Origin of the sequence: Anabaena sphaerica FACHB-251 (assembly GCF_014696825.1) — a bacterium.
In the GTDB taxonomy this organism is placed as follows: domain Bacteria; phylum Cyanobacteriota; class Cyanobacteriia; order Cyanobacteriales; family Nostocaceae; genus RDYJ01.
The window spans coordinates 794000-818738 of record NZ_JACJQU010000002.1 but is presented as its reverse complement, the minus strand read 5'-3'; the positions used below and the strand labels follow the sequence as shown (position 1 = coordinate 818738).

At 41.1% G+C, this 24739-nt stretch carries 21 protein-coding genes and 1 pseudogene; 13 read left to right on the top strand and 9 right to left on the bottom strand.

Annotated elements, in window-relative coordinates; translation table 11 throughout:
• Positions 1 to 199 precede the first annotated feature (199 nt).
• Positions 200 to 1303: a hybrid sensor histidine kinase/response regulator gene (locus H6G06_RS07260; protein ID WP_190558473.1), complete on the top strand. Its 1104-nt coding sequence runs from the start codon at positions 200 to 202 to the stop codon at positions 1301 to 1303.
• Between the two features lie 22 nt (positions 1304 to 1325).
• The gene (locus H6G06_RS07255) at positions 1326 to 2708 is read left to right on the top strand and encodes an aldehyde dehydrogenase (protein WP_190558565.1); all 1383 of its coding nucleotides are present in this window, start codon (positions 1326 to 1328) and stop codon (positions 2706 to 2708) included.
• A 16-nt stretch (positions 2709 to 2724) separates the two neighbouring features.
• Here the strand turns inward: H6G06_RS07255 and H6G06_RS07250 are convergent, their stop codons facing one another.
• The 3 genes from H6G06_RS07250 to H6G06_RS07240 all read right to left on the bottom strand — a co-directional run bounded on the left by H6G06_RS07250 (position 2725) and on the right by H6G06_RS07240 (position 4367).
• Positions 2725 to 3312, bottom strand: coding sequence for a sulfite oxidase-like oxidoreductase (locus H6G06_RS07250; protein WP_190558472.1), 588 nt, complete (start codon positions 3310 to 3312; stop codon positions 2725 to 2727).
• A gap of 126 nt (positions 3313 to 3438) precedes the next feature.
• The gene (gene rpmF / locus H6G06_RS07245) at positions 3439 to 3612 is read right to left on the bottom strand and encodes a 50S ribosomal protein L32 (RefSeq protein ID WP_190558470.1); all 174 of its coding nucleotides are present in this window, start codon (positions 3610 to 3612) and stop codon (positions 3439 to 3441) included.
• Between the two features lie 188 nt (positions 3613 to 3800).
• Complete coding sequence (locus H6G06_RS07240) at positions 3801 to 4367, bottom strand: hypothetical protein (protein WP_190558468.1); 567 nt, start codon at positions 4365 to 4367, stop codon at positions 3801 to 3803.
• 118 nt (positions 4368 to 4485) lie between these two features.
• Between H6G06_RS07240 and H6G06_RS07235 the strand changes: the two genes are divergently transcribed.
• Positions 4486 to 6366: a caspase family protein gene (locus H6G06_RS07235; protein ID WP_190558466.1), complete on the top strand. Its 1881-nt coding sequence runs from the start codon at positions 4486 to 4488 to the stop codon at positions 6364 to 6366.
• Positions 6367 to 6850: 484 nt separating this feature from the next.
• Here the strand turns inward: H6G06_RS07235 and H6G06_RS07230 are convergent, their stop codons facing one another.
• Entirely contained in the window at positions 6851 to 7228 is a 378-nt protein-coding gene (locus tag H6G06_RS07230; RefSeq protein ID WP_190558464.1) for a Mo-dependent nitrogenase C-terminal domain-containing protein, read from the bottom strand.
• A gap of 347 nt (positions 7229 to 7575) precedes the next feature.
• Here H6G06_RS07230 and H6G06_RS27275 point away from each other — a divergent pair.
• Both H6G06_RS27275 and H6G06_RS07220 read left to right on the top strand, forming a co-directional pair.
• Positions 7576 to 7853 (top strand): annotated as a pseudogene (locus H6G06_RS27275) (anion transporter); the annotation flags it as partial.
• A gap of 87 nt (positions 7854 to 7940) precedes the next feature.
• Complete coding sequence (locus H6G06_RS07220) at positions 7941 to 8081, top strand: hypothetical protein (RefSeq protein ID WP_190558460.1); 141 nt, start codon at positions 7941 to 7943, stop codon at positions 8079 to 8081.
• Positions 8082 to 8370: 289 nt separating this feature from the next.
• On the opposite strand, the gene H6G06_RS07215 is transcribed toward H6G06_RS07220, so the two are convergent.
• The 3 genes from H6G06_RS07215 to H6G06_RS07205 all read right to left on the bottom strand — a co-directional run bounded on the left by H6G06_RS07215 (position 8371) and on the right by H6G06_RS07205 (position 12422).
• Positions 8371 to 10143 carry a ribonuclease J gene (locus H6G06_RS07215; RefSeq protein ID WP_190558458.1) on the bottom strand — a complete coding sequence of 591 codons (1773 nt, stop codon included), beginning with the start codon at positions 10141 to 10143 and terminating at the stop codon, positions 8371 to 8373.
• A gap of 306 nt (positions 10144 to 10449) precedes the next feature.
• Complete coding sequence (dapA, locus tag H6G06_RS07210; RefSeq protein WP_190558456.1) at positions 10450 to 11334, bottom strand: 4-hydroxy-tetrahydrodipicolinate synthase; 885 nt, start codon at positions 11332 to 11334, stop codon at positions 10450 to 10452.
• Between the two features lie 65 nt (positions 11335 to 11399).
• On the bottom strand, positions 11400 to 12422 hold the full coding sequence (locus H6G06_RS07205) for an aspartate-semialdehyde dehydrogenase (protein ID WP_190558454.1): 1023 nt from the start codon (positions 12420 to 12422) through the stop codon (positions 11400 to 11402).
• 1114 nt (positions 12423 to 13536) lie between these two features.
• On the opposite strand from H6G06_RS07205, the gene tig reads away from it, so the two are divergent.
• The 4 genes from tig to H6G06_RS07185 all read left to right on the top strand — a co-directional run bounded on the left by tig (position 13537) and on the right by H6G06_RS07185 (position 18252).
• The gene (tig, locus tag H6G06_RS07200; protein WP_190558452.1) at positions 13537 to 14946 is read left to right on the top strand and encodes a trigger factor; all 1410 of its coding nucleotides are present in this window, start codon (positions 13537 to 13539) and stop codon (positions 14944 to 14946) included.
• Positions 14947 to 15183: 237 nt separating this feature from the next.
• Entirely contained in the window at positions 15184 to 15882 is a 699-nt protein-coding gene (gene clpP / locus H6G06_RS07195) for an ATP-dependent Clp endopeptidase proteolytic subunit ClpP (RefSeq protein ID WP_190558450.1), read from the top strand.
• Positions 15883 to 15892: 10 nt separating this feature from the next.
• On the top strand, positions 15893 to 17233 hold the full coding sequence (gene clpX, locus H6G06_RS07190; protein WP_190558448.1) for an ATP-dependent protease ATP-binding subunit ClpX: 1341 nt from the start codon (positions 15893 to 15895) through the stop codon (positions 17231 to 17233).
• Positions 17234 to 17358: 125 nt separating this feature from the next.
• On the top strand, positions 17359 to 18252 hold the full coding sequence (locus H6G06_RS07185; protein WP_190558446.1) for an alpha/beta fold hydrolase: 894 nt from the start codon (positions 17359 to 17361) through the stop codon (positions 18250 to 18252).
• 155 nt (positions 18253 to 18407) lie between these two features.
• Here H6G06_RS07185 and H6G06_RS07180 read toward each other — a convergent pair whose 3' ends face one another.
• On the bottom strand, positions 18408 to 19394 hold the full coding sequence (locus H6G06_RS07180; protein WP_190558444.1) for a GntR family transcriptional regulator: 987 nt from the start codon (positions 19392 to 19394) through the stop codon (positions 18408 to 18410).
• A 209-nt stretch (positions 19395 to 19603) separates the two neighbouring features.
• Between H6G06_RS07180 and H6G06_RS07175 the strand changes: the two genes are divergently transcribed.
• Complete coding sequence (locus H6G06_RS07175) at positions 19604 to 20347, top strand: dienelactone hydrolase family protein (protein ID WP_190558442.1); 744 nt, start codon at positions 19604 to 19606, stop codon at positions 20345 to 20347.
• An 84-nt stretch (positions 20348 to 20431) separates the two neighbouring features.
• Positions 20432 to 21334 carry a S1 RNA-binding domain-containing protein gene (locus tag H6G06_RS07170; RefSeq protein ID WP_190558440.1) on the top strand — a complete coding sequence of 301 codons (903 nt, stop codon included), beginning with the start codon at positions 20432 to 20434 and terminating at the stop codon, positions 21332 to 21334.
• Between the two features lie 164 nt (positions 21335 to 21498).
• On the opposite strand, the gene H6G06_RS07165 is transcribed toward H6G06_RS07170, so the two are convergent.
• On the bottom strand, positions 21499 to 21996 hold the full coding sequence (locus H6G06_RS07165; RefSeq protein WP_190558438.1) for a hypothetical protein: 498 nt from the start codon (positions 21994 to 21996) through the stop codon (positions 21499 to 21501).
• Between the two features lie 144 nt (positions 21997 to 22140).
• On the opposite strand from H6G06_RS07165, the gene H6G06_RS07160 reads away from it, so the two are divergent.
• Together H6G06_RS07160 and H6G06_RS07155 are read left to right on the top strand one after the other, a co-directional pair.
• Positions 22141 to 22353 (top strand): helix-turn-helix domain-containing protein, encoded by a 213-nt coding sequence (locus H6G06_RS07160; protein ID WP_190558436.1) that lies wholly within the window; start codon positions 22141 to 22143, stop codon positions 22351 to 22353.
• Positions 22354 to 22463: 110 nt separating this feature from the next.
• Positions 22464 to 24707, top strand: coding sequence for an FdhF/YdeP family oxidoreductase (locus tag H6G06_RS07155; protein WP_190558433.1), 2244 nt, complete (start codon positions 22464 to 22466; stop codon positions 24705 to 24707).
• Positions 24708 to 24739 lie beyond the last annotated feature (32 nt).

The following is a 24739-nucleotide window of genomic DNA, read 5'->3' as shown; positions in this document are numbered from 1 at the left end:
TTCACTCTCTGCTATTTCAATTTTAAAAGTACGGCTCATGGTTATTTTGATTTATCAAGTTTGTTTTCTCTATTATATGCAGCTTCATATTAAATTGGTATAAGATACTAGGGAAACAATATACTCTATAAGCTCTCTAAACAGTACAAATACAGCTAACCTAAGAAAAGTTGATTTTACCTTGATGCTTCCCTATCCTATGACAGCAAAATTTCCTCGTACTGGCAAAATCCTAGTTGTAGACGACTCCCCCGATAATATTTTTCTTGTCAAAACCATCTTGGAAGCAGAAGGATACACAATTAGTAGCGCCAACAATGGTGTTTCAGCACTCTCCAAACTGGAAGCATCTACCTATGACTTAGTATTACTGGATTTGATGATGCCAGAAATGGATGGCTATGAAGTTACTACACGTATTCGTAACGAAATGAACCTACAGCAATATATTCCGATTCTAATCATCACTGCCCATGATACAGCTAACGTAGCCCAAGGTTTAGACTTAGGTGCGGATGACTTTATTCGCAAACCGGTCAGCGTGGACGAACTGCTGGCCAGAGTGCGATCGCTCCTGAGACTCAAACACAGTATCGATGAACGTGATGAAATTGCCCGTCAGCGTCAAGATTTCGTTTCCCGTCTTACCCATGACTTACGCACTCCCTTAGTAGCAGCAGATCGGATGTTGATGCTATTTCAGCAAGGTGCTTTAGGAATTTTATCACCACAAATGCAGGAAGTTATTACTATAATGGCACGTAGTAATGCTAACCTGCTGGCTATGGTTAATACCTTATTAGAAGTTTACCGTTTTGAAGCAGGTCGTAAAACCCTGGTATTTCAACCAGTGAATCTTAGCAAGTTGCTGACAGAAGTAAGTGGAGAATTAAAACCTCTGGCCCAAGAAAAAGCTTTAACTATTAATGTGGATTTTGCTGATGATTTAAACACCTATACTATCATGGGCGATCGCTTAGAATTACATCGTCTATTCACCAACCTGCTCGGTAACGCTATCAAGTTTACAAATTCTGGTTCAGTTACTCTTCGTCTTCATTATAGAACCAATATTAATCATATCATCACCATTGAAATAGCAGATACAGGTCCTGGTATTCCCCCTCAAGAACAATCGACTCTATTTGAACGATTCCGTCAAGGTAATCACAACCTTTCTGGTAGTGGCTTAGGACTCTACCTATCACGTCGCATTGTGGAAGCACATCAAGGTACTATTAGCGTCAATTCAGAGTTAGGTAAAGGCAGCGTTTTTATAGTTGATTTACCACTAAAACAATGAATTTTTAGGATTGATAATTATGATGATGACTGATTTCTCAATTAGTGATCATATCACTAAAAAACGTACTTATTTTTCCCTTGGTAAAACTAAAGAATTTGATTTTCGTCGTCAACAACTCACCATCCTTAAACAATTAATTATTGACAATGAACAGGCAATTATTCAAGCTTTACAAGCAGATTTGCATAAACCAGAACTTGAAGCTGTTACCTCGGAAATAGTTTTTGCTTTAAAAGAAGTAGAATTAGCAATCAAAAGTCTCAGAAATTGGACTAAGCCTAAAAAAGCAGCAGTTCCTTGGCAACTATTACCATCATCAGCCAAAATTCAACCAGAACCCCTGGGAGTAGTGTTAATTATTGGTGCTTGGAACTATCCATTTCAGTTAGTAATTGTCCCTTTAATTGGTGCGATCGCAGCCGGAAACTGTGCCATTCTCAAACCTTCAGAAATTGCCTCCCATACCTCCCATCTTGTAGCTGAACTCATTCCTAAATATTTTCATTCAGACTATATTTCTGTAGTCGAAGGAGGTATAGAAACCAGTCAAAAACTACTCACAGAAAAATTCGACCATATCTTTTTTACAGGTAGCAATCATGTAGGTAAAATTATCATGGCTGCCGCTGCTAAAAACCTCACACCTGTCACTTTAGAATTAGGTGGAAAAAATCCCTGCATCGTCGATACGGAAATTCATTTAGAGCATACAGCTAGACGAATTATTTGGGGTAAATTTATCAACGCTGGACAAACTTGTATCGCCCCAGACTATCTTTTTGTTGATAAAAAAATCAAAGATCAATTATTAGCTAATCTGGAAAAATGCCTCAAAGAATTTTATGGTGAGCATCCAGAAAAAAGCCCAGATTATGCTAGGATTATCAATCAAAAAAACTTTGATAGATTGGTTAATTTCCTGAAAAATGCTAGAATCATCATTGGTGGAGAAACAAACCCTAATGAATTTTATATTTCTCCCACATTAATAACCAATATTTCATTTACAGATCCAATTATGCAGGAAGAAATTTTTGGACCCATCCTGCCAATAATTGAATATACAGACATTGAAGAAGCTATTACCTGGATTAATTCTCAACCAAAACCTTTGGCTTTATACTTATTTTCTCAAAACAAAAACTTACAACAAAAAGTTTTACAAGCAACTTCATCTGGTGCAGTTTGTCTCAACGAAACAGTAATTCATTTTACTGTTCCATCTTTACCATTTGGAGGTGTCGGTAATAGTGGTATTGGTAGTTATCACGGTAAAGCCAGTTTTGACACTTTTTCCCACTATAAAAGTGTTCTCAAAAATCCCTTTTGGTTAGACATAAAATTACGATATGCTCCCTACAAAGGCAAATTGTCAATTTTAAAGCAACTTTTAAAGTTGTGAATAAAAACCACAATAACTAATAACTATATCTTTCCTCAGCCCAAGGTTCACCCCGACGGTGATAACCATTACGTTCCCAAAAACCTGATTCTTCCTGTGCTAAAAATTCCAAACCATTAATCCACTTAGCACTTTTCCAAGCATAAAGGTGGGGAACAACTAGCCGCATAGGGCCACCATGTTCACGGGATAATGGTTCACCAAATAGTTGAATAGCAAAGAAATTTTCTTCTCTGAGAAAGTCTTTCAAATCAATATTTGTTGTGTACCCACCATAACAATGTTCCATGATATGAGCAGCTTTTGGATCTACTTCCAGCAAACTCATAAAATCTGTCACCTTCACCCCAGTCCATTTAACATCAAGTTTTGACCAGCGAGTGACACAGTGAAAGTCTGCTGTAAATTCATGTTGGGGTAGTTCCAGAAAATCTGACCATTTAAATACCGTAGGTTTTGCTAAACCCCAAACACGAAATTCCCATTCTTCAATACTGATTTGGGGAGTTTCACCATACGTTAAAACCGGGAAACCCTTAGCTAAATGTTGGCCAGGAGGAACCCGTCCGCTTTCTTCTTGACTTGGTTTCTGAAAAAATTTCATCCGATTACCTGCTGGAAACATCCGCTATAACGCGCAGCGTCTAGCGGGTGGTAGTTGATGCCATCGGGAAAGCAAAGAAAAAGCACTCCCATAGCTGCGCGGTTTGTGCTTTTCCTGAGCCAGAGATTATGACTCTTCTTCTTCTTCTTCAGGTGTTGGATAGACGAACTTAGAACGTCCAGACAAAATTGATTTGCCCAGAGAGAGAGCTTTTTGAGCTTCAACAACAGCCTTGTGTGTCCAGGTTGCGCGGCGTTTGTCTCGTTTGGACTTGGATGTTTTCTTCTTGGGGACAGCCATGATAGCGGATATCGTGATTCTTGACAACCTTTTTATTCTAAGCCATCAATTGACAATTTTTGCCTTTCTCACTTCTGAAACACAGGGGACTGGGGAGATGGGGTGCAGGGGAGATGGGGTGCAGGGGAGAAATATTATCTTTCTCTTGCCTTTTGCCTTTTGCCTCTTGCCCATCACCTTAACGGCTTTTATCGCTTCTCTCCAGGTGGTTGATTTGTCGGTTGCGATCCAGGATCGTTAACTTTGGGAGGAGTGCCTGGGCTTGGAGGTGTAGCAGCAGGAAGGGGAGCAGAATCGGGTGGTGTTGTCTGTTTTTCAAATAAGAGTAGCGATCGCGACGTTTTGAAGTAAGTCGCCCACCGTTGGGGATCAGGGCGCTGTTTCCATTGGATACGACTAACATCTAAAGTCAAAACTGGGGCGATCATTCCCTGATTTTGTGCAGAGACAATTATAGAAACTTCTGTGACTAAAATATCTTGGTCAAAACTGCGTTGAGCCGCCGCCCTAGCGATCGCTTCTGCCCTTCGCAGAATGGTTTCGTAGTTTTCCTCCGGCAGACGGTCAATAGCTAAGTCAACTCTAGCGGTGTAAGCTTGAACAACTTGGGGGGCGATCGCTTCCGTAGCCAACCATAGAGGAAATGCCAACAACAGCCAACATCCAGCTTGAATTATCCGGATTTTCCTGCCAAATTGGCCAATAAATGGAAAGGGGATGATTGATGATGGTGAAAAAGTGTAAATCCTGTTCATAAACTTGTAGCTCTTCTGAATGATGACTGAGCATTTTAACCGAATGCAAGTATTTTCCGATATCTTAACGTCATAAGAACTACTTTAAACAAGCAAACAAAAACCGACAATGAGCGGGATGGCAAATTACTGGGCGATCGCTATTGGCATCAATCAATATGAATTATTTCAACCTTTAAGCTGCGCTCAAAACGATGCTGAGGCACTAAAGGAATTTTTGGTGACAGAAGTAGGTTTTTTACCCCAAAATTGCCTACTGATGACAAATACTTCACCACCGATAGGGGAAAGAATCTCCTACCCAACTCAAGACAATATTCTATTTTTGTTGGAGGAACTAGCAGCAACATCCTGGCAACAAGAAGACTATCTATGGTTTTTCTTCAGCGGTTATGGTGTTAACCACAATGACAAAGATTACTTGATGCCAGCGGATGGTAATCCCGAACAAGTATTAGAGACTGGTATAGAAGTGCGACGAGTCCTGCAAAGTCTCCAAACTGCTGGACTGAATGTATTCCTAATATTTGATATCAACCGCGCCTTTGGTACACAAGCCGATGCTCCCGTGGGTCAAGAAATTATTGACATGGCCAAGGAATTACAAATGGCTGTCATGCTTTCTTGTCAACCAGAGCAATTTTCCCACGAAAGTAGCGAACTAGGTCACGGCTTCTTTACAGCTGCTTTATTAGAAGCATTGCGTTCTGGCAAAGGTAGCAGCTTAACAGATTTAGAAACGTATCTCAGTTATCTCACCCCAGAACTATGTCAACACCACTGGCGGCCTATTCAAAATCCTGTAACTGTCATCCCAGACAGTCCGCCAGCCATTTTGCCAATCTTGACATTAGATAAGGAAGCGGAAACAGAGCAACTGATTTTTTCTGAAGAAAACTTTGCCGTTGCTACTCCCCTCGTGGGAGAGAAGGAGTCTAAAAATTCCACCACAGATAGAGCTTGGTGGGGAGAAAATAAAAACGCAGGAACTACCCTCAGCAAGACTTCCTCAAAGGTAGATCAGTCTACAACTTCAGGTGCATCAGCCGCCAAGTCACCTGTAGATAGTCATCCAATGTTGGCAACTTCCCCAGAATTAAACACAGGAGCTAGGTTTATCCCCTCATCTGCTAAAGACTACGCCACACCTTCAATTCAAACAGACACCCCTATTTGGAAACAATTTATCTTGTGGGGGGGAGGTAGCATGGTTATAGTAGGTTTAATTACTACCTTTGTTCTCCGCAATCAGGCTAGTTTCCGCTTCAACAAATTATCAACTTCCCTGAATAATACTACTAGCAACTCCGAATTTTCCCAGAGTTTACCCCCTATTCCTGCCACCGTTGCCACAATACAACCACCAAGCACCTCTATCGTTTCCACTCCTGACTCCCAAAAGCGTAACCAAGCACTCTTGCAGCTAGGCAAAATGTCTCTTAGCCCAACTAAACCTGGTGATTTGAGTCAAGCGATCGCTACGGCTCAAAAAATTCAACCCGGTGAACCGCTTTATCAACAAGCACAGGAAAATATTCAGATTTGGAGTCAAATGATTTTAGATTTAGCTCAGGAACAGGCTACAAAGAGAGAATATGGTGATGCTATAGCTACTGCGGAATTAATTACTAAAAATACAGCCCTTTATCCCCAAGCACAAGCAAAAATTGAACAGTGGCGATTAGAAGCCAAGCAGTATATCAGTAATCAAACTCTGTTAGATGCTGCTAATGCCTTAATTCGTCCAGGACAAGCATCTACTTACAACCGTGCGATCGAAGTTGCTAAAAAAGTCCCACCAGGACAACCAGGGTTTGAAATTGCCCAACAATCTATTAATCAATGGAGTGAACAGATTTTAGAATTAGCTAAAAATCGTGCTGGACAAGGAGAATTCAGCGCCGCTATTGAAACAGCCGCTTTAGTGCCACAGATAACTCCTGCTTATGAAGATGCTCAGGATGCTATTCAAAAATGGCGTAGTCAGGTTAAAGGTTAAAGCCGTTATATATAGCAGGAGTCAGGAGTAAAACCCTTTTGTAGTGGGAGTTTCATTATCAATTGATGTCCTAACCACCCTGTCCATGGCTATAAAACAAAGCTCAAATCTACTTTGAGCTATCCCTACGGGACGCTACGCGAACGTTTACTTCCTGCTTCATTTTGGAAGTGAAGGAAGAAAAAAATAGTAACAACCCTGTAATTCAGCAAGCACAAGGATGGATAATTCCTGCTGATGGCAGAGTGATTTTAACCGCAGAAGCACGGGTTTAATTCATCCTGGTTGCCATTAGTCAAAAATCCAGAGTTAACAAGAAATGTGATTAACTCTGGACACTTTACTTTTTGCTTACAGCCTATTGCAGGTAAATGAAGTACAAAATTTTTAAAATTAAGTATTTAGAGGGTTTTACTCCTGTACAGACGTTACGGCAAAACGTCTCTACTGACTCCTGACTCCTGAATTCTGCTGTATTACTCCATTAGCAATACTGTGAAATATCTTCGCCGCATTCATCGGCTAAATAACACATGGCGCGAAATCTTAAACCCACTACTTCTTCATACAAAGGGTTGAGTTTACACATTGGGGGAATGTGAAACAGGGTTTTACCAAACAATTTGACATCACGCTCAAAAGGACATTGAGCCGGAATGAATTTACACAACCGATGAGCGAGTAGGCGATCGCCTACTTTTAAGTTATCCAACCACTGTCGCAAAGGACGCAGAAAACCCCAACCAAAATGGGAATGAGAAGCCTGTAACTGGGTGACATCAGCCTTTTTACTCTCTGCTTGATGGAGCGATACCCAGCTTGAGAAAAAAATCTTTTTTGTGGTACTTTCAAATACCTTCATGGTTACTCCTCTCTTTTTATGAGGGTATTCACCTTACTGATGAATATACAATATGACAATCACTGTGTCCGGGAGAATAGTATTCTGACGGAAATTCTGTAAAAAGTGTGAGTAGCCACTTAAAATCAGAACCTGTGTGTTACTACGTCAAGTTAAACTCAATTTCCCAAAAATAGGTACTCTCGTTAGCTAATCTTTTTGATAACTTGACACACTTTAAATTCTAATGAAGTCCTCTACCTTTGGACAGGTTTGGCTGTAACCGTTACAAAACTTAATATATTTCATCGTTATCGCTAAGTTTAATAAGTATAAATGCTATTTATCTACTATTTAAGGCAGTGATTATGCTGCAAGTTGCTATTTATGATGTATTAGGACTGACTTACCTGATGTTACACTGGGTTACATTCCTGGTTTAAGAACGAACCGCCCCACCATCGCTTTAGTCGGTTCTGGGTGGTTGATAGCCTTGGGAGCCTTAACTTTGCAGGAAGCATGGCTGGCTATTGATGCCAAAACCATAGTATTTTTGTTGAGCATGATGGTAGTTAACGCTAATCTATCCTATGCAGGATTTTTCAGTAAAGCCTTATCTGTCTTATTGAGTATTACCTGCAGTCCTTAAAAAGTTAAGGAATATTTTAAAGCTCTTGATTCTTACTTAGGTAACTATAGAGATGATCTATCCCAATCACTTAAAGATCAAGAGTTGCCATTACAACAGCTAGAACAATTAAAGCAAGCTCTTAATTCATTTGCAGAAGGTGATGATAAGTTAGAGGTTGATGAACTAATAGAAAAATCAAATACCCTTTTACAAGAAACACAAAATTATTACCATCATGAATAATTTTGATTAGTTTGTAAGGGTTGTATCAAAATTATTATATGTAACCCAACAAAAGCTGTAATAATGTTAGGTTTTCTTACGTCAACCCAACCTACTGCTAACGATCTTCTTCTCTTCTTCCTTCGCGTACTTCGCGTCTTCGTGGTTCGTTCAATAAGTAGGGCTTGCTGAAAGAGTAATTATCTGTTTTATTAACTCTCAAACAAAAACGCAAAGACGTTAAAAAACACCTTTGCGCCTTTGCGCCTACCCTGCGGGATCTCCTGACGGAGATTGCGCGAAATAACTCTTAAGAAGCCACAGCAGTAGAACGAGTACGCCGTCTTCTACCATCAGAAACATTTACAGCAGGTGCTGGAGGTCCATCAGGAACTTGCATCAACAAAGTCAAAGATGGTTGACATTGCAACTCTCGACGCAGAGAACGCTGCAATTCTTTTTCTAAAGTTACTTGCAAACCGCCCCAGTCTATATCATTTTGTCCGCTTCCCGTCACAAATTCAGACCAACGCACACTAAGAATTTCCTCAATGCGTTGTTGTACCCATTTGAGTAAAAGCGATCGCTCAATACTTGTCACCACACCCTGCATATGAATTTCTGGTTTTGCCAACAGTTTACCATTCCAATCAATGGCAGCAGCAATAGTCACCAGTCCTTCAGAAGCCATGCGTTGACGTTCTTGTAACACTTTTGAACTCACCATTCCGGAACTCGTAGTATCCACCAGTTCAATTCCTGATGGCACTTTACCCGCAACACGGATGGAGTGTTCCGTCAGTTCTATTACATCCCCATTCTGAATAATGATCATGTTTTCAGCGGGAATACCCATACTCTGAGCAGTTTCCGAGTGCTTCACCAGCATCCGGTGTTCCCCGTGAAATGGTACAAAGAATTTGGGACGAGTTAAAGCAATCATCAGCTTTTGTTCTTCTTGACAACCGTGTCCAGAAACGTGAATACCTTTATCCCGTCCATAGACGACTTTTGCCCCCTGAATCATCAATTTATCGATGGTGTTAACCACCGCAATTGTATTACCAGGAATGGGGTTAGCAGAGAATACAACTGTATCTCCTTCCCGAATTTTAATGTGAGGGTGTTCTTTATTAGCGATCCTGGTCATGGCTGCCATGGTTTCGCCCTGGGAACCAGTTGTCAAAATTAGCACATTTTCATCCGGCATACCACGAACAGTATGCAACGGTTGGAATAGATTATCTTCGCATTTGATATAACCTAAATTCCGAGCATGGGCAATCAAATTCAGCATCGAACGCCCCACAACTGTCACTACTCGGTTGTGTTTCCTGGCCAGTTGCAAGATCATATTGATGCGATGCACGCTGGAAGCAAAGGTAGTAACAAATAATCGCCCAGTAGCTTGAGAGAATACCCGGTCAAGGTTGGGATAAACAGAACGTTCCGATGGTGTAAACCCTGGTACTTCCGAGTTAGTGGAATCACTTAATAAACAAAGTACACCTTTTTCACCATGTTCCGCTAGGCGTTGCAAGTCAAAGTTCTCGCCATCGACTGGAGTGTGGTCAATTTTAAAATCCCCAGTATGGATAACTACACCCAGTGGGGTATGAATAGCGACTGTAAAACTGTCAGCAATAGAGTGGGTGTTGCGGATATATTCGACAAAAAAGGCTTTACCGATGCGTACCATGTCACGCGGCATGACAGTTCTTAATTCTGTGCGATCGCGTACCCCTGCTTCTTCCAATTTACCCTCTAGCATCGCCATTGCTAGTCTCGGTCCATAAATCACCGGGATATCAAATTGTTTGAGGTGAAAAGCAATCCCACCGATATGGTCTTCATGACCATGAGTAACGATCATGCCTTTAATTTTGTGGCGATTTTCCCTTAGATATGTTGTATCGGGTAAAACAATGTTTACACCGTGCATAGCCTCGGTGGGAAAAGCCAAACCTGCATCTAAGAGAATTATCTCATCCTCATACTCAAAAACACAGGTATTTTTACCTATTTCATGTAAGCCGCCCAAAGGAATAATTTTTAGGGCAGAACTAGCTTCGTTTTTAACCATTTTCTCCTTGAGATTGTGTTAGTTGTTAATCAGTTGATAGTTAGCGTTCTTGTATGAAAGACAACATCAAATGTCTATTTAATTGAATGTAAAAACAGCCAATTTCGACTTTAGATATCCAATCAATTTTTTATTGAATAAATCAAAAGCAATTGACACTTTTCACGTAGCGTCTTATAGAGAAGGATTCTTATATCGTTCAGTTGTAGCACAGATGTCTAAATTGCAAATAAGTAGCAATTATTACAGCTTATTTATAAGTATCTTGGGAAACCAGCATCTGGCTAGTATCCAACATATTGGCGCTCAGACTAAACTAAGTTTTTGCAACACCGCCTCTAACTTTTGGCAGATTTCTGCGTCAGTTTCGCATAGCGGTGGACGAACGGAACCAACCTCCCAACCTTGAAGTTTTAATGCTTGTTTAATAGGAATGGGATTTGTTGTTAAAAATAAAGCTTTGAACAACGGGAAGAGTTGTAGATGAATCTCGGTGGCAATTTGGATTTTGCCCACATTAAAGGACGAAATCATCTGTTGTAGTTGGTTCCCGACCAAATGAGAAGCTACACTTACCACACCCTTAGCCCCAATTGCTAACAGAGGCAAGGTTAAAGAATCATCTCCAGCGTAAATCTGAAATTCTTGTGGTGTCAAGCGGCGAATTTCACTAGCTTGGTCTAAGTTCCCACTGGCTTCTTTGATGCCCACAATGTTGTCGATTTGTGCTAACTGCACAACTGTCTCTGGACTCAGGTTTTGACCAGTCCGACCAGGAATATTATATAACAACATCGGTAGTTCGGGACAAGCTTGGGCGATCGCCTGAAAGTGTTGATATAATCCCGCTTGCGGCGGTTTGTTGTAATAGGGAACAACTTGTAAAGAACCATGTACTCCTATTTTAGCTGCTTTTTGGGTTGCGGCGATCGCTTCGGTGGTGGAATTAGAACCACAACCTGCAATTACCTTGGCTTTACCTTCTACAGCTTGCAACACCTCAACAAATAACTGGTATTCCTCATCCCAAGTTAACGTAGGGGATTCACCTGTGGTTCCACACACCACTAAGGTGTCTGTACCGTTATCAACTAAGTGTGCTGCTAATTTGGCTGCTACATCATAGTTAACGCTGCCGTCTGCTTTAAACGGCGTAATCATAGCGGTTACAATTGTGCCAAAATCTCCCACCCTTTTTTCACTCCTCCATTTGTTCAGTTGTCAGTTGTTAGTTGTCAATGATCACAAAACTATGACTAGTGACTCAACCAATTTTTTTCTATTAATAATTCAGCAATTTGCACTGCATTTAAGGCTGCACCTTTGCGGATTTGATCACCACAAAGCCATAATTCTAAGCCACAAGGATGAGAAATATCTTGCCGAATTCTCCCGACTAAAACTTCATCCCGACCACTAGCTTCTATGGGCATGGGAAAATAATTTGCTTGCCAATCTTCCACCAATTTAACACCAGGAGAATGACTTAAAATTGCTCTCGCCTCATCTGGATCAAAAGGTGTTTCAAACTCCAGGTTAATGGCTTCTGAATGGGCGCGAAGTACGGGAACCCGTACACAAGTGGCAGTAATTCTAATTTCTTGACTACCAAATATTTTTCTGGTTTCGTTGACCATTTTTAGTTCTTCCTCACAATATCCCACATCGGTCATTGGGGAATTATGGGGAAATAAGTTAAATGCCAACGGATAAGGTAGTACCTCAGCTACAGGTGACTGTCCCTGTAATATAGCACTGGTTTGGGTTTTGACTTCCTCCATTGCTTTAGCACCAGCGCCACTAGCGGATTGGTAAGTTGCAGCTACAATTCGTTTTACTGCTTTTACTTGATGCAGCGGCCATACCGCCAAAGTCATTAAAATTGTTGTGCAGTTGGGATTGGCAATAATGCCTTTATGACTAGCTGCGGCTTGGGGATTCACTTCTGGTACTACCAAGGGAACTTCTTGGTTCATTCTGAAGGCACTGGAGTTATCAATTACAACTGCGCCTTTTTCGACAGCTACACCAGCCCACCTTTTGGATGTCCCACCACCAGCACTAGCCAACACGATATCAACATTTTCAAAGGAGCGATCGCTGACTGCCTCAATTAAGAGATTTTCTCCTTTAAATTTGAGCGTCTTTCCCGCACTCCGTTGTGATGCTAACAATTTTAAATCAGCAATGGGAAAATTCCGGCTTTCTAGTAATTCCAGCAACTCCGTACCTACAGCACCAGTCGCACCCAAAATAGCTACACGATAAGATTTAGACAAACTCTACTCCTCCTTTAAGAGGTTACTAAGGTTATTAACATTTTTTTGTACAACTCAAAATATCTATAACGGTAATATTTAGCAAACAAAGCATTTTGAATACTGAATGAGCTTTTCTATAAATTTAGTAGATATCTATAATATCTAAAACATCTATATTTTAATTATATTTTTATTTCACTTGACAATAATTACTGTTTAACCTGTATTACCTTGAATTATACACTACTATACAACAAACTTTGAACCAAGGGAAAAATGAATAGATTTGCCATAATTCAGTATTTTTACTTTCTAGATCCACTAACTGTTACGTTAGTTTGCTGATCAAAAGAATATACTATGATTTAGATAGTTCCAAATCATAATGACAACGTGAGCTATGTGGACAGGAAAGATTAATTAGCCTGTTCAACAAGGTTACAGACTTAATTGTACAACCTTGGCAATAGAGCTACCATCTAGAGCTACTATGTTGAAAGGATATCATAGTGTAAGCAATCTGAGTAGTATTTTGCATCCAACTGCCTCATTCTGAGCAACAAACCCCAACAGCAGAGAATTAAGCAGGTTTTGGAGGATTAAATGTATAATACTCAATCCTGATAAATCGCCTCTAGAGATGCTATCAGTAAAGATATTGCAGTAAAGTTGATAGATGCTATCCAATGACTCCTCCGTCGTCACGCTACGCTATCACCAGAAACCCGTTCAGTATGTGGTCATGTTCAAGATAAGCCATTTTCAGCATGGCAGTTCCTCGAATTGGGGAAACCCTAAGACCGGACTGCCTCTAGAATCTATAATTGTGGCGATTGTAGGATCAATAACGTCATTGTAATGCTGCTATTAATTTAAAAAAAGCACCTGTAGACAGAGTACGCATGGCAAGTGCGGAATTTACGCCTGTGGACAATAACCCGCCGTCGGACTTGGCAGAAACAGGAAGGAAGCAAACAACAAAATGCTCCGCGTTCCCAGTCTCTGACCGGGAATGTGATATAGCGATTTGTAATAACCCAATCCCAAACGTGAGACATCAAGTTAATAAGGCGAGAGATCCGCTGCTTGTGTGTACTCTCAAGATGAAACCACCAAAAAACAGAGACAAAGCATGAAAGTTACCCAGGAAAAACTTCAAAAAAGCCAAATTGGACTAGAAATAGAGATAACAGCAGAAATTACCAAACAAAAATACGAACAGGTCATTAAAAAGTTAAGTGGTACTGTAAATATTCCTGGGTTTCGCAAAGGCAAAGTACCCCGGCAGATATTATTACAGCGCCTTGGAGCCGGTCGGATCAAAGCAGCAGCCCTGGAAGAACTAATTCCCGATGGTATTGAGGAAGCCGTCAAGCAAGAAGCCATTACCGCCATTGGTCAACCGCGATTACTCTCTTCTTTTGATGATTTAATTAATAATTATGAACCAGGGCAACCCTTGAAGATTGCTGCTGCTGTCGATGTGGAACCAGAAATCAATCTCAAGCAGTATACGGGTTTTCAAGTCAAAGCCGAGGAAATCAAATACGATCCCACAAAGGTGGATACGGTGTTAGACAAGGAACGGCAACAAATGGCCACCTTGATTCCCGTAGAAGGACGAGCAGCCCAAATTGGAGATATTGCCGTAGTTGATTTTAAAGGTGTGCTGACCAAAGCTGAAGGTGAAGACGAATCTACCGAACCTACACCAATTCCCGGTGGAGAAGCAACTGATTTTCAAGTCGAGTTACAGGAAGATAAGTTTATCCCTGGTTTTGTCTCCGGTATGGTAGGGATGAACCCTGGAGAAACCAGAGAAATTTCGGCTCAATTTCCAGATCCTTATGCCAGCCCAGAATTAGCAGGTAAACCGGCACTGTTCACGGTGACACTCAAAGAAATCAAGGAAAAAGAACTACCGGAATTGAATGACGACTTTGCCCAAGAAGTAAGTGAATTTGAGACTTTGGAAGAATTACGGGCTTCTCTAGAAGAACGTTATCAAAAAGAAGCTCAAGAGCAAACCAAAGCTAATCAGCAAGAAGCTTTGTTAGCGGAACTGCTCAAACACGTAGAAATTGACTTGCCAGCAACTTTGATTGACAAAGAAGTTGATGCCATGCTGACACAAACAGCAATGAAACTGTCAGAGCAAGGACTAGACGTGAAAAAGCTGTTTACCCAAGATATTATTCCCCAATTGCGCGAGCGATCGCAGCCAGAGGCAATTGAACGCCTCAAACGTTCTCTAGCTATAGAAGAAATCGGTAAACGGGAATCTATCCAAGCTACAACTGAAGAAGTAGCAGCCAAAGTCAAAGAACTGTTAGAACAGTACGCTGATGAGGATATAGATCCAGTTCGACTGCAATCGGTGGTGGAAGCACAACTGGTAAATGAAAAAATCATAGATTGGCTTTTAGCCAACTCATCTGTGGAACTCTTACCCGCAGGTTCTTTAAGCACCCCAGAGGAAACCGATTCAGAAGCTCAAAGCACTGAAGATACTGCGGAAGCAGCAACTACCAGTCCTGAGTAAAGGTAATTGACAGGTGACAGGTGACAGGTGACAGGTGACAGGGAACAGGGAACTCTTAACAGTGAAAATTAGAAAACTTCTGCCTCTTGCCTTTTGCCTCTTGCCTCTTGCCTTCTGCGGGAACAACTTAATATAAGGCATAATGGTTAAAACATAGCTCAAATACAAATTCAACTCTTGCAAAAAGCCGTCATCACGGCTGTAAACTCTGTCCCACTTATTGTTAAATATTCTTGTATGCTTGTATCGCAGTCGGGAAATTACCCAATCAGTAGCTTAAGTCCCATCGGCATTAGCTGTAACTACGGCAGCCCTAATAACATCGTCCCGATGGTGGTAGAACAATCCGGTATGGGAGAAAGGGCTTTTGACATCTACTCCCGCCTACTGCGAGAGCGGATTATTTTTTTGGGAACGCCAATAGATGATGTTGTAGCCAATTCAATTGTGGCTCAATTGCTATTTCTAGACGCTGAAGACTCAGAAAAGGATATTCAACTTTACATAAATTCTCCTGGCGGCTCTGTTTACGCAGGAATGGCAATCTATGATACAATCCAACAAATACGTCCCGATGTTGTTACCATCTGTTTTGGTCTAGCTGCCAGCATGGGTGCATTTTTGTTAACAGCGGGAACTGCGGGAAAACGTATGTCTCTACCTGACTCCCGGATTATGATTCACCAACCCCTTGGTGGCGCTCAAGGACAAGCGATTGATATTGAAATTCAAGCGCGAGAAATTCTTTACATCAAGGGTAACTTGAATCAGTTAATGGCCAAGCATACTGGTCAACCTTTAGAAAAGATCGAAGCCGATACGGAACGCGATTTTTTCATGTCAGCAGAAGAGGCGAAAAACTACGGTTTGATCGATCAGGTTATTTCTAGACAAAACCTCCCCACAGCAGGGGAAAACGTCACCATTCTGAAATAAGAGGCTTGGTATGTCTAAGTACGACTCCCATTTAAAATGTTCGTTTTGTGGCAAGTCTCAGGAGCAGGTGCGTAAATTAATCGCAGGTCCGGGAGTCTACATCTGCGATGAATGCGTTGACTTGTGCAATGAAATCCTAGATGAAGAGTTACTTGATACAAATACTGCTGCATCCCCACCAGCACCACGGTCAGAACAACCTCAAAAACGCCGTACCAATTCTGCCAATCTCTCATTTAACCAAATACCCAAACCTAGAGAGATTAAAAAATATTTAGACGAACACGTAATTGGTCAAGATGAAGCAAAGAAAGTCTTGTCAGTTGCTGTTTACAATCACTACAAGCGGTTGTCCATTGCTCAGTCTAAAGGTAATGGCAAAGGTGGGGCAGATGATGCCGTAGAACTACAAAAGTCCAATATTTTATTAATGGGGCCAACAGGTTGCGGTAAAACCCTATTAGCGCAAACTCTGGCAAAAATCCTGGATGTACCCTTTGCTGTCGCTGATGCCACAACTCTGACAGAAGCTGGGTATGTAGGGGAAGATGTAGAAAATATCTTGCTGCGACTTTTGCAAGTGGCAGATTTGGATGTGGAAGAAGCACAGCGGGGAATTATCTACATCGATGAAATTGACAAAATTGCCCGCAAGAGTGAAAACACCTCGATAACGAGAGATGTTTCCGGGGAAGGGGTACAGCAAGCCCTGCTGAAAATGTTAGAAGGAACAATTGCTAATGTACCACCTCAAGGCGGACGCAAGCACCCTTATCAAGACTGTATCCAGATTGACACCAGTAACATCCTATTTATCTGTGGTGGCGCTTTTGTCGGTTTGGAAAAAGTCGTAGATCAGCGAGTGGGTAAAAAGTCAATTGGTTTTGTGCAATCGGGAGAAGGGCAATCTAAAGAAAAACGGGCTGCTGATACACTCCGTCATCTCCAACCGGATGATTTGGTGAAATTTGGCATGATTCCCGAATTTATAGGGCGGATGCCAATGGTAGCCGTGGTAGATCCCCTGGATGAAGAAGCACTGATGGCAATTCTCACCCAACCACGTAGCGCCTTGGTGAAGCAGTATCAAAAACTGCTGAAGATGGATAATGTCCAGTTAGATTTTAAACCAGAAGCCTTAAAAGCGATCGCTCAAGAAGCCTACCGCCGCAAAACTGGGGCGCGGGCTTTACGGGGTATTGTGGAAGAATTGATGCTGGATGTAATGTATGAGTTGCCATCCCGTAAAGATGTAACTCGCTGCACAGTGACGCGGGAAATGGTAGAGAAACGTTCTACTGCGGAACTGTTGGTACATCCCTCTTCGCTACCCAAACCAGAATCAGCATAATTTAGGAGGCAGGAGGCGGGAGGCAGAAGGCAGGAGGCAGAAGGCAGAATATATTTTTCTGGATATCACACCTATTCCCTGTTCCCTGTTCCCTGTTCCCTGTTATGAATTTTTAGTTGTGAAAAATGCCTTATATCAGGGTTCGCGGAGTTGAGCATTATTACGAGTGGATGAAACAACCATCAGATGTGGTTAAGCCGGTGATGGTTTTCATTCATGGTTGGGCTGGTTCGTCTAGATATTGGCGCAGTACAGCCGAGGCTTTATTACCAGAATTTGACTGTTTGCTCTATGATATGCGCGGTTTTGGGCGTTCCCGTGGTAAACCCACTATTACCCAAGCTGCGGAGTCTGTAGTTGAGTCGCAGTCAACCGAGGAAAAAACTGAGGCTATTGCTGAGTTAAGTTATGAATTAGAAGAATACGCTGAAGATTTGGCAGCTTTGTTAGATGGGTTGCAGCTTCAACGTGTCTATATTAATGCTCATTCAATGGGCGCTTCCGTTGCTACTTTATTTTTTAACCGCTACCCCGAACGAGTGGAAAAGGGGATTTTAACTTGTAGCGGTATTTTTGAATATGACGAAAAAGCCTTTGCTGCTTTTTATAAATTTGGTGGACTAGTAGTTAAATTCCGTCCCAAGTGGTTAGGGAAAATACCCTTAGCTGACAGAATGTTTATGGCGAGATTTTTGCATAGTCCCATCCCCAAATCTGAGAGACAAGCGTTTTTACAAGATTTTATTGATGCTGATTATGATGCAGCAATAGGAACAATTTTTACTTCTGTGAGTAAGGCACAAGCGGAATTGATGCCCCATGAGTTTGCTAAGTTGACTGTACCCACGCTGTTGGTAGCGGGAGAATATGACATCATTATTCCGGCAGAAATGGGACGGCACGCAGCATCATTAAATGACAAAGTTGAGTTTGCTTTGATTCCTAATACTGCCCATTTTCCCATGTTGGAAGACCCAGAAACTTATTTAGCAAGAGTAAAAGAGTTTTTGAATAATTGATAATTGATAGTGTGTTATTTTATATGTACAAGAAAAAACAGGATTTACTGTTAAATTTCCTGCACAATGTCCTTACAGTTTTGAGCAAGTTTTAGATATTAATTATTTACCTGATTAATTATTCCGTAAGATGGGCATTGCCCACCCTACCTGAGTCAAATTAAACCGAGTTCGCGTTTGAGTAAATTAATTGATAGAGAACCAATGTAGTTTTCACAGCGAATCAGTTTAGGTGGACGAATCAGGTCGTCTACAACTATTTGCATTGTTGCTTGTGCTGTTGAATAACTGACCAGATCTGTACAAAATATAATTTCTGAACGCTTAACTATGGCGTTTAGTTTATAAGCATCCTTGGGTTGAGAAGTCATGACCAATAGTTCATCCCCTCGTAAACCGTGAAGGATAACTTCTGTGGCTCGGAGAATACCAGGGCTAAGACTGACTATGCCGATACAACTAGATTTAGGAAGGCTTTTAACCACATTGAGTTCCTTGCCATAGTCATGAATATCAAGGGGAATAACGCGCACGGCTTTGGGTGCAGCGATCGCTTCCACTTCTCCGATAAAATAGCGACTAGTGACTAATGTGGCCGAGGTAGTTTGGTCTAGTACCGCTACTAATTCTTCCATTGCTACTAGTTGGACGGGAATTTCCAGGGATTCTTCCAATTCATCAACCATTAATTCCCCAGCCCCCATATCTTGAGATGGTACTACTACCAGCACCCTGGCACTACAACGCAAGCGCCAGTCAACTTCTGCTAGAAATAGCTCCCGCGCTTGATTGAGAGAACAACCTTGACCTAGCAAATCATCCAGGGTTTTTTGAACTACCTTGTATGCTTCGGGATATTGTTTGAGAATTGGCGACTGTAACCTACTACCACCTTCATGACCTTGAGGGCGGACGTAAATTCCTGAACCTGCCAGACTTTCGACAAATCCTTCTTCTTCCAACTGACGGTAAACTTTGCTAACAGTATTGCGATGTAAACCAGTTTGCATTGCTAAAGCCCGTGTGCTGGGCAATTTGTATCCGGGTGTATACTGCCCGGAAGCGATCGCAAAGCGAATTTGATTAAATAGTTGGCTGGATGCGGGAATTTCGCTATCTGGCTGAATACGGAATTGAATCATTACCAATTCTCCTGATTATTGGTAGCTGCACTTAACTGTTTGTGTCTGCTGCCTGTTAAATATATTATTTATTTCTTTTATTTCTTGAATTGCTCTGGGGGGAAATTGTCAATGAACTCGCTTTTGTTAATCGTTAATTTGGTTGAAAATAGTCTGAAGACACTGGCATAGTTATATCAAACAATCAGATAATTTGGGTGAAAATTATTATGACAGAGCGAGAAATAGACACTACAAAAGTTAATATTTCCCAAGATGATTGTCAAATAGATGCTTATCTGGCAAAACCAACAGCACCCGGTACTTACCCCGGAATTGTCGTTTTACAGGAGATCTTTGGGGTTAACGTCCATATTCGAGATGTGACAGAAAGGATTGCTAAACTGGGGTATGTGGCGATCGCTCCTGCACTTTTTCAACGTCAAGCCCCTGGCTTTGAAACCGGTTACACCCCCGAAGATATTGAAATCGGTAGGAAATACGCCTGGTCACAAACCACAGCCTCAGAATTGTTGAGCGATATTCAAGCAACCATAAACTACCTGAAAACCCTGCCCGAAGTCAAAAAAGATGGCTTTGGCTGTATCGGCTTCTGTTTTGGTGGTCATGTAGCCTACTTAGCCGCTACCCTCTCCGATATTCAAGCCACTGCGTGCTTTTATGGTGCTGGGATTACCACCCGCACTCCCGGAGGTGGAAACCCTACTATTACTGGCACCAGCGAGATTTCAGGTACTATTTACGCCTTCTTTGGGATGGATGATGCCAGCATTCCCCAAGAACAGGTTAACGAGATTGAAGCAGAATTCAAAAAATATCACATTTCCTATCGTGTGTTTCGCTACGATGGATCTGATCACGGATTTTTCTGTGACCGTCGTGCCAGCTATAATCCTAAAGCTGCGGCTGATGCTTGGCAGCAAGTACAACAACTTTTTAGCCAACTGCTCTGACCATCTCACCAGTCCTTAGTCGGTAGTTGGTAGAAAACCACTGACAACTGACAACTAACAAATAACAATTTATCTTCAAAAGTCATGAATTCCGAATCAAAACTTTCTCAAACAGCCAACTCGTCTTTTTCAATGGACGATTTTGCCAAAGCACTGGAAAAACACGACTACCAATTTCAAAAGGGACAAGTCGTACATGGTAAGGTGTTTCAACTTGACCATGATGGCGCTTATGTTGATATTGGTGGCAAGTCGTCTGCTTTTCTTCCCCGCGATGAGGCTTCATTGAGAGCAGTAACTGATTTATCGGCAGTGCTACCGATGAATGAGGAACTAGAGTTTTTGATTATCCGGGATCAGGATGCGGAAGGTCAAGTTACCCTTTCTCGCAAGCAGTTGGAAATTCAGCACAATTGGGAGAGACTGCTAGAAATGCAGGAAAATTCCCAGACTGTACAAGTGCGGGTAATGGGTGTGAACAAAGGTGGTGTCACTGTGGATGTTCTCTCTTTACGGGGATTTATTCCGCGATCGCACCTGACCGAGCGTGATAACCTAGAAGCACTCAAAGGTCAAAATCTCACCGCTGGCTTTTTAGAAGTTAATCGCAACACTAGCAAACTCATCCTTTCCCAACGTTTAGCCTCTCGTTCCAGTAACTTCAGTTTATTAGAAGTCGGTCAGTTGGTAGAAGGAAAAGTCACAGGTATCAAGCCTTTTGGTGTTTTTGTCGATTTAGATGGTGTTAGCGCCCTACTACACATCAAGCAAGTCAGCCAAAAATTTATTGACTCTTTAGAAAAAGTCTTTCAAATTGGTCAGCAAATTAAAGCTGTGATTATTGACCTAGATGAAGGTAAGGGCCGGGTAGCTATTTCTACCAGAGTTTTGGAAAACTACCCCGGTGAGGTGGTGGAAAATATGGCAGAAGTAATGAGTTCAGCCGAAGCGCGTGCTAACCGTGCGGCAAATAAAGCGGCAGAATAGGTGACTGGGGACTGGGGACTGGGGACTGGGGACAGGTGACAGGTGAAATAGGTAATGAGGAAAATAAAATTACTTCTTCATCCTCCTGACTCCTGTACGGGCGTATCCCTAACGGGACTGGAAGCATTAGCATTCGGAAAATAGCCTTGGACAAAAATTTATAATTAATCGCCCGAATGCTTCGCCCCTACTTTTACCTGTTGATAGCTGTGGCGGAGTTGTTGTAATGTTTCTTGGGAAAAGGCAAAATTAATTAATCCAATTAATTGCCACCAACTTTGTAAAACAGACTCTGAGGCAGTTTCAGCAAACTGACAAGTAAAAAATTCTGCCCACCAATGAGGAGCGTGCTTTTTGTGAGCATAATCATGGGACTTTCGCCAGCGTTTACGCCATTTGATACAGTCTTGGGCTGTGGGTGAACCCACCCCGATAATCGGCGTAAAATCCGCATAACTGACAAATTTACTCAAACCTTTGCCGTGGACATAAACTATATAGCGCCAGCATTCTATGGTATAAATATCTTCAAAACTGATGCGAAACATCACACAAACTGCATCTTCACTAACAAATCGTGCCTGTGGGTGGAGAGTTGACGATTTGTGAACAATTTTTGATGAGCGAATGGGTGTTGTTTTTGGCTTGAGAGATGATACCATAAAAATATCTGTAACTAGAGTAGATTTTTGCTTCGTTAGTTAACGCAGGTGAAAGTAAATTCTGGTTAACAAAGTGTTTTAATGCGATCGCTTTATTTGCTTTAATCTATTAAACGATATAATTCAATCATTTGTCAATAGTCAATGGGGCTGATTAAGCTAAGAATTAGAGAATTTGCTGATGAGAAGGGTTGGACGCTGAAAGATGTCTCTGACCGTTCTGGTGTTGCCTATAGTTCTGTGCGAGCCTATGCAAGAGCGCCAGGACTAGCTATGGTAGACTTTACATCTATATTGAAGATGGCTCGCGCTTTGGATGTAATGATTGAAGACTTGGTGGAAGTAGTAGAAGAGTAAATTTCGCGTCAAGTAGAGACGTTATATATAATGTCTCTGTGGGTTTATGCAGAAAAAATAATTTTTCGTCATCATAATAGTTAGTTAAGCGAGTTGAGATTTGGCTAACTATGGATAATTCACCTGAAAATAAATCTAACTCCAACGCAGGGGGTGGTTTACCTGTAATTCAGTATTGGGTAGAAAAAACTCTCTCACCACAGGGGTTAAAATTATGGCAAACTCTCAATCATAAAAGCGCGTGTTTATCCTGTGCTTGGGGTACAGGTGGACAAAAAGGGGGGTTTGTAAATGAAGCGGGGGAATATTTACAACGCTGTGCTAAAAGTGTAGAGGCGATCGCAGCCGAATTGCAACCAGGAATTAAACAAGAGTTTTTCCAACAATATAATATTAGTGAATTACAAAAACTGACATCTCAAGAATGCGACAATTTAGGTAGATTAACATATCCTCTCATTCTCAGATCCGGCTCATCCCATTATCAACGCATTAGCTGGGAAGAAGTTTATCAAATCGCTACATCAGCCTTTAGTTTAGCACCAGAACGCATTGCTAGTTATAGTTCTGGACGTTCATCAAACGAAGCTGCTTATTTATTGCAATTATTAGTGCGATCGCTTGGTAGTAATAATTTAGCAGATTGTTCAGATTTATGTCACGCACCCTCAACCGTCGGCTTAAAAAAAGTTTTCGGTTCAGGCACATCAATGGTAAGTTTAGAGAACCTAAAACACAGTGATTGTGTAGTTTTAATCGGTTCCAACGCACCAGCAAACCATCCGCGATTGATGAACGAATTGATCAAATTGCGGTCAAGAGGCGGTAAAGTAATTATTATTAACCCGCAAATTGAAATAGGCTTAGTTAAATTTGCCTCTCCTGCATTTCCCATCAAATCTTTACTCACAGGTGGTTCAGATATATCGTCTTTATATCTGCAACCAATTCCTGGTAGTGATGTGGCATTATTTGTAGGGTTACAAAAATCCCTAGTTGAACAAAATTTAGTCAAAACAGAGTATCTGCAATCCTACACCAAAGATTGGCAACAAATTATAGATTATGCTAATAATACATCCTGGGATAATATCACTAAAACTTGCGGTTTATCTCCAGAAGAAATCACAGCTACAGCTTATATAATAGGTAAATCAGAGCGTGTAGTTTTTGCTTGGGCTATGGGTATAACCCAACAAGCAAACGGAGTTGACAACATAATTAGTATAGCAAATACCGCCTTAATTACAGGTAACGCTGGTAAAATTGGTGCAGGAACAATGCCCATTCGCGGACATTCAAATGTCCAAGGATTTGGATCAATGGGTGTGACTGTATACTTGCGAGAAGAAATCAAACAAGCACTATCCAAACTATTAGGAAAAACCCTCAGTGAAACACCTGGTTATCATACACGTGATTTAATAGAAGCAGCAGAACAAGGTAAAGTAGATACCCTATTTTGTTTAGGGGGAAATTTGTATGCAGCTAACCCAGATTTACAGCAAGCAAAACAAGCATTATCGCAAATAGAAACTATATTTTATGTATCTACTAAACCGAACTTAGGACATTTTCACGGATTAGGAAAAACGCAAACTTTAATATTACCAGTCTTTAATAGATTTGAAAATCCTCATAAAACCACAACTGAATCAGGTAATAATTTTGTGAGGTTAAATGATGAAGGTAAAAGTCATTTACAACCACAGAATTCTGATTTGATTTCCGAAATAGAATTAATCACAGAAATTGCCCATCGTGTACATGGAGAAAATTCGATAAATTGGCGAAAACTGCAAGATACAGTTTATGTCAGAGAATTAATTGCTAAAACCATTCCTGGTTATGAGAAAATAGGAGAAATTGATAAAACTAAAGAAGAATTTATTATTGAAGGGCGGATTTTAGAAGAACCGAAATTTCCCACATTTGATGGTAAAGCGCAGATGTTTGTTACACCTTTACCGCAATTAGTATTACCTGATAAATCAGATTTTGAGTTTGCAGAAAATCAGCCGGGAATTGTAGTTATATTGGGAACAGGACGCAGTTATGGGCAACATAATACAGTAGTTTATCGCAGTGAAGATAAATATCGAAATATGCCCCATCGTCATTGTATTTTAATGAATAGTTTGGATATTAAAAAAGCAGGATTTAAAGAACATCAACGAGTTACAGTGAAAGGTGACGCGGGAGAATTAGAGAATATTGAAGTTATTTGTGGTGCAATTCGTGAAGGTGTAGCTTTTATGTTTTATCCTGAAGCAAATGTGTTATTTAAAGCAGAGATTGACCCTAAAAGTGGGACACCTGCATATAAAAGAGTTCCGGTTTTTGTTTATCAATAAAATCTCGTTTCCAGTTTTCAGACTTTTTATTT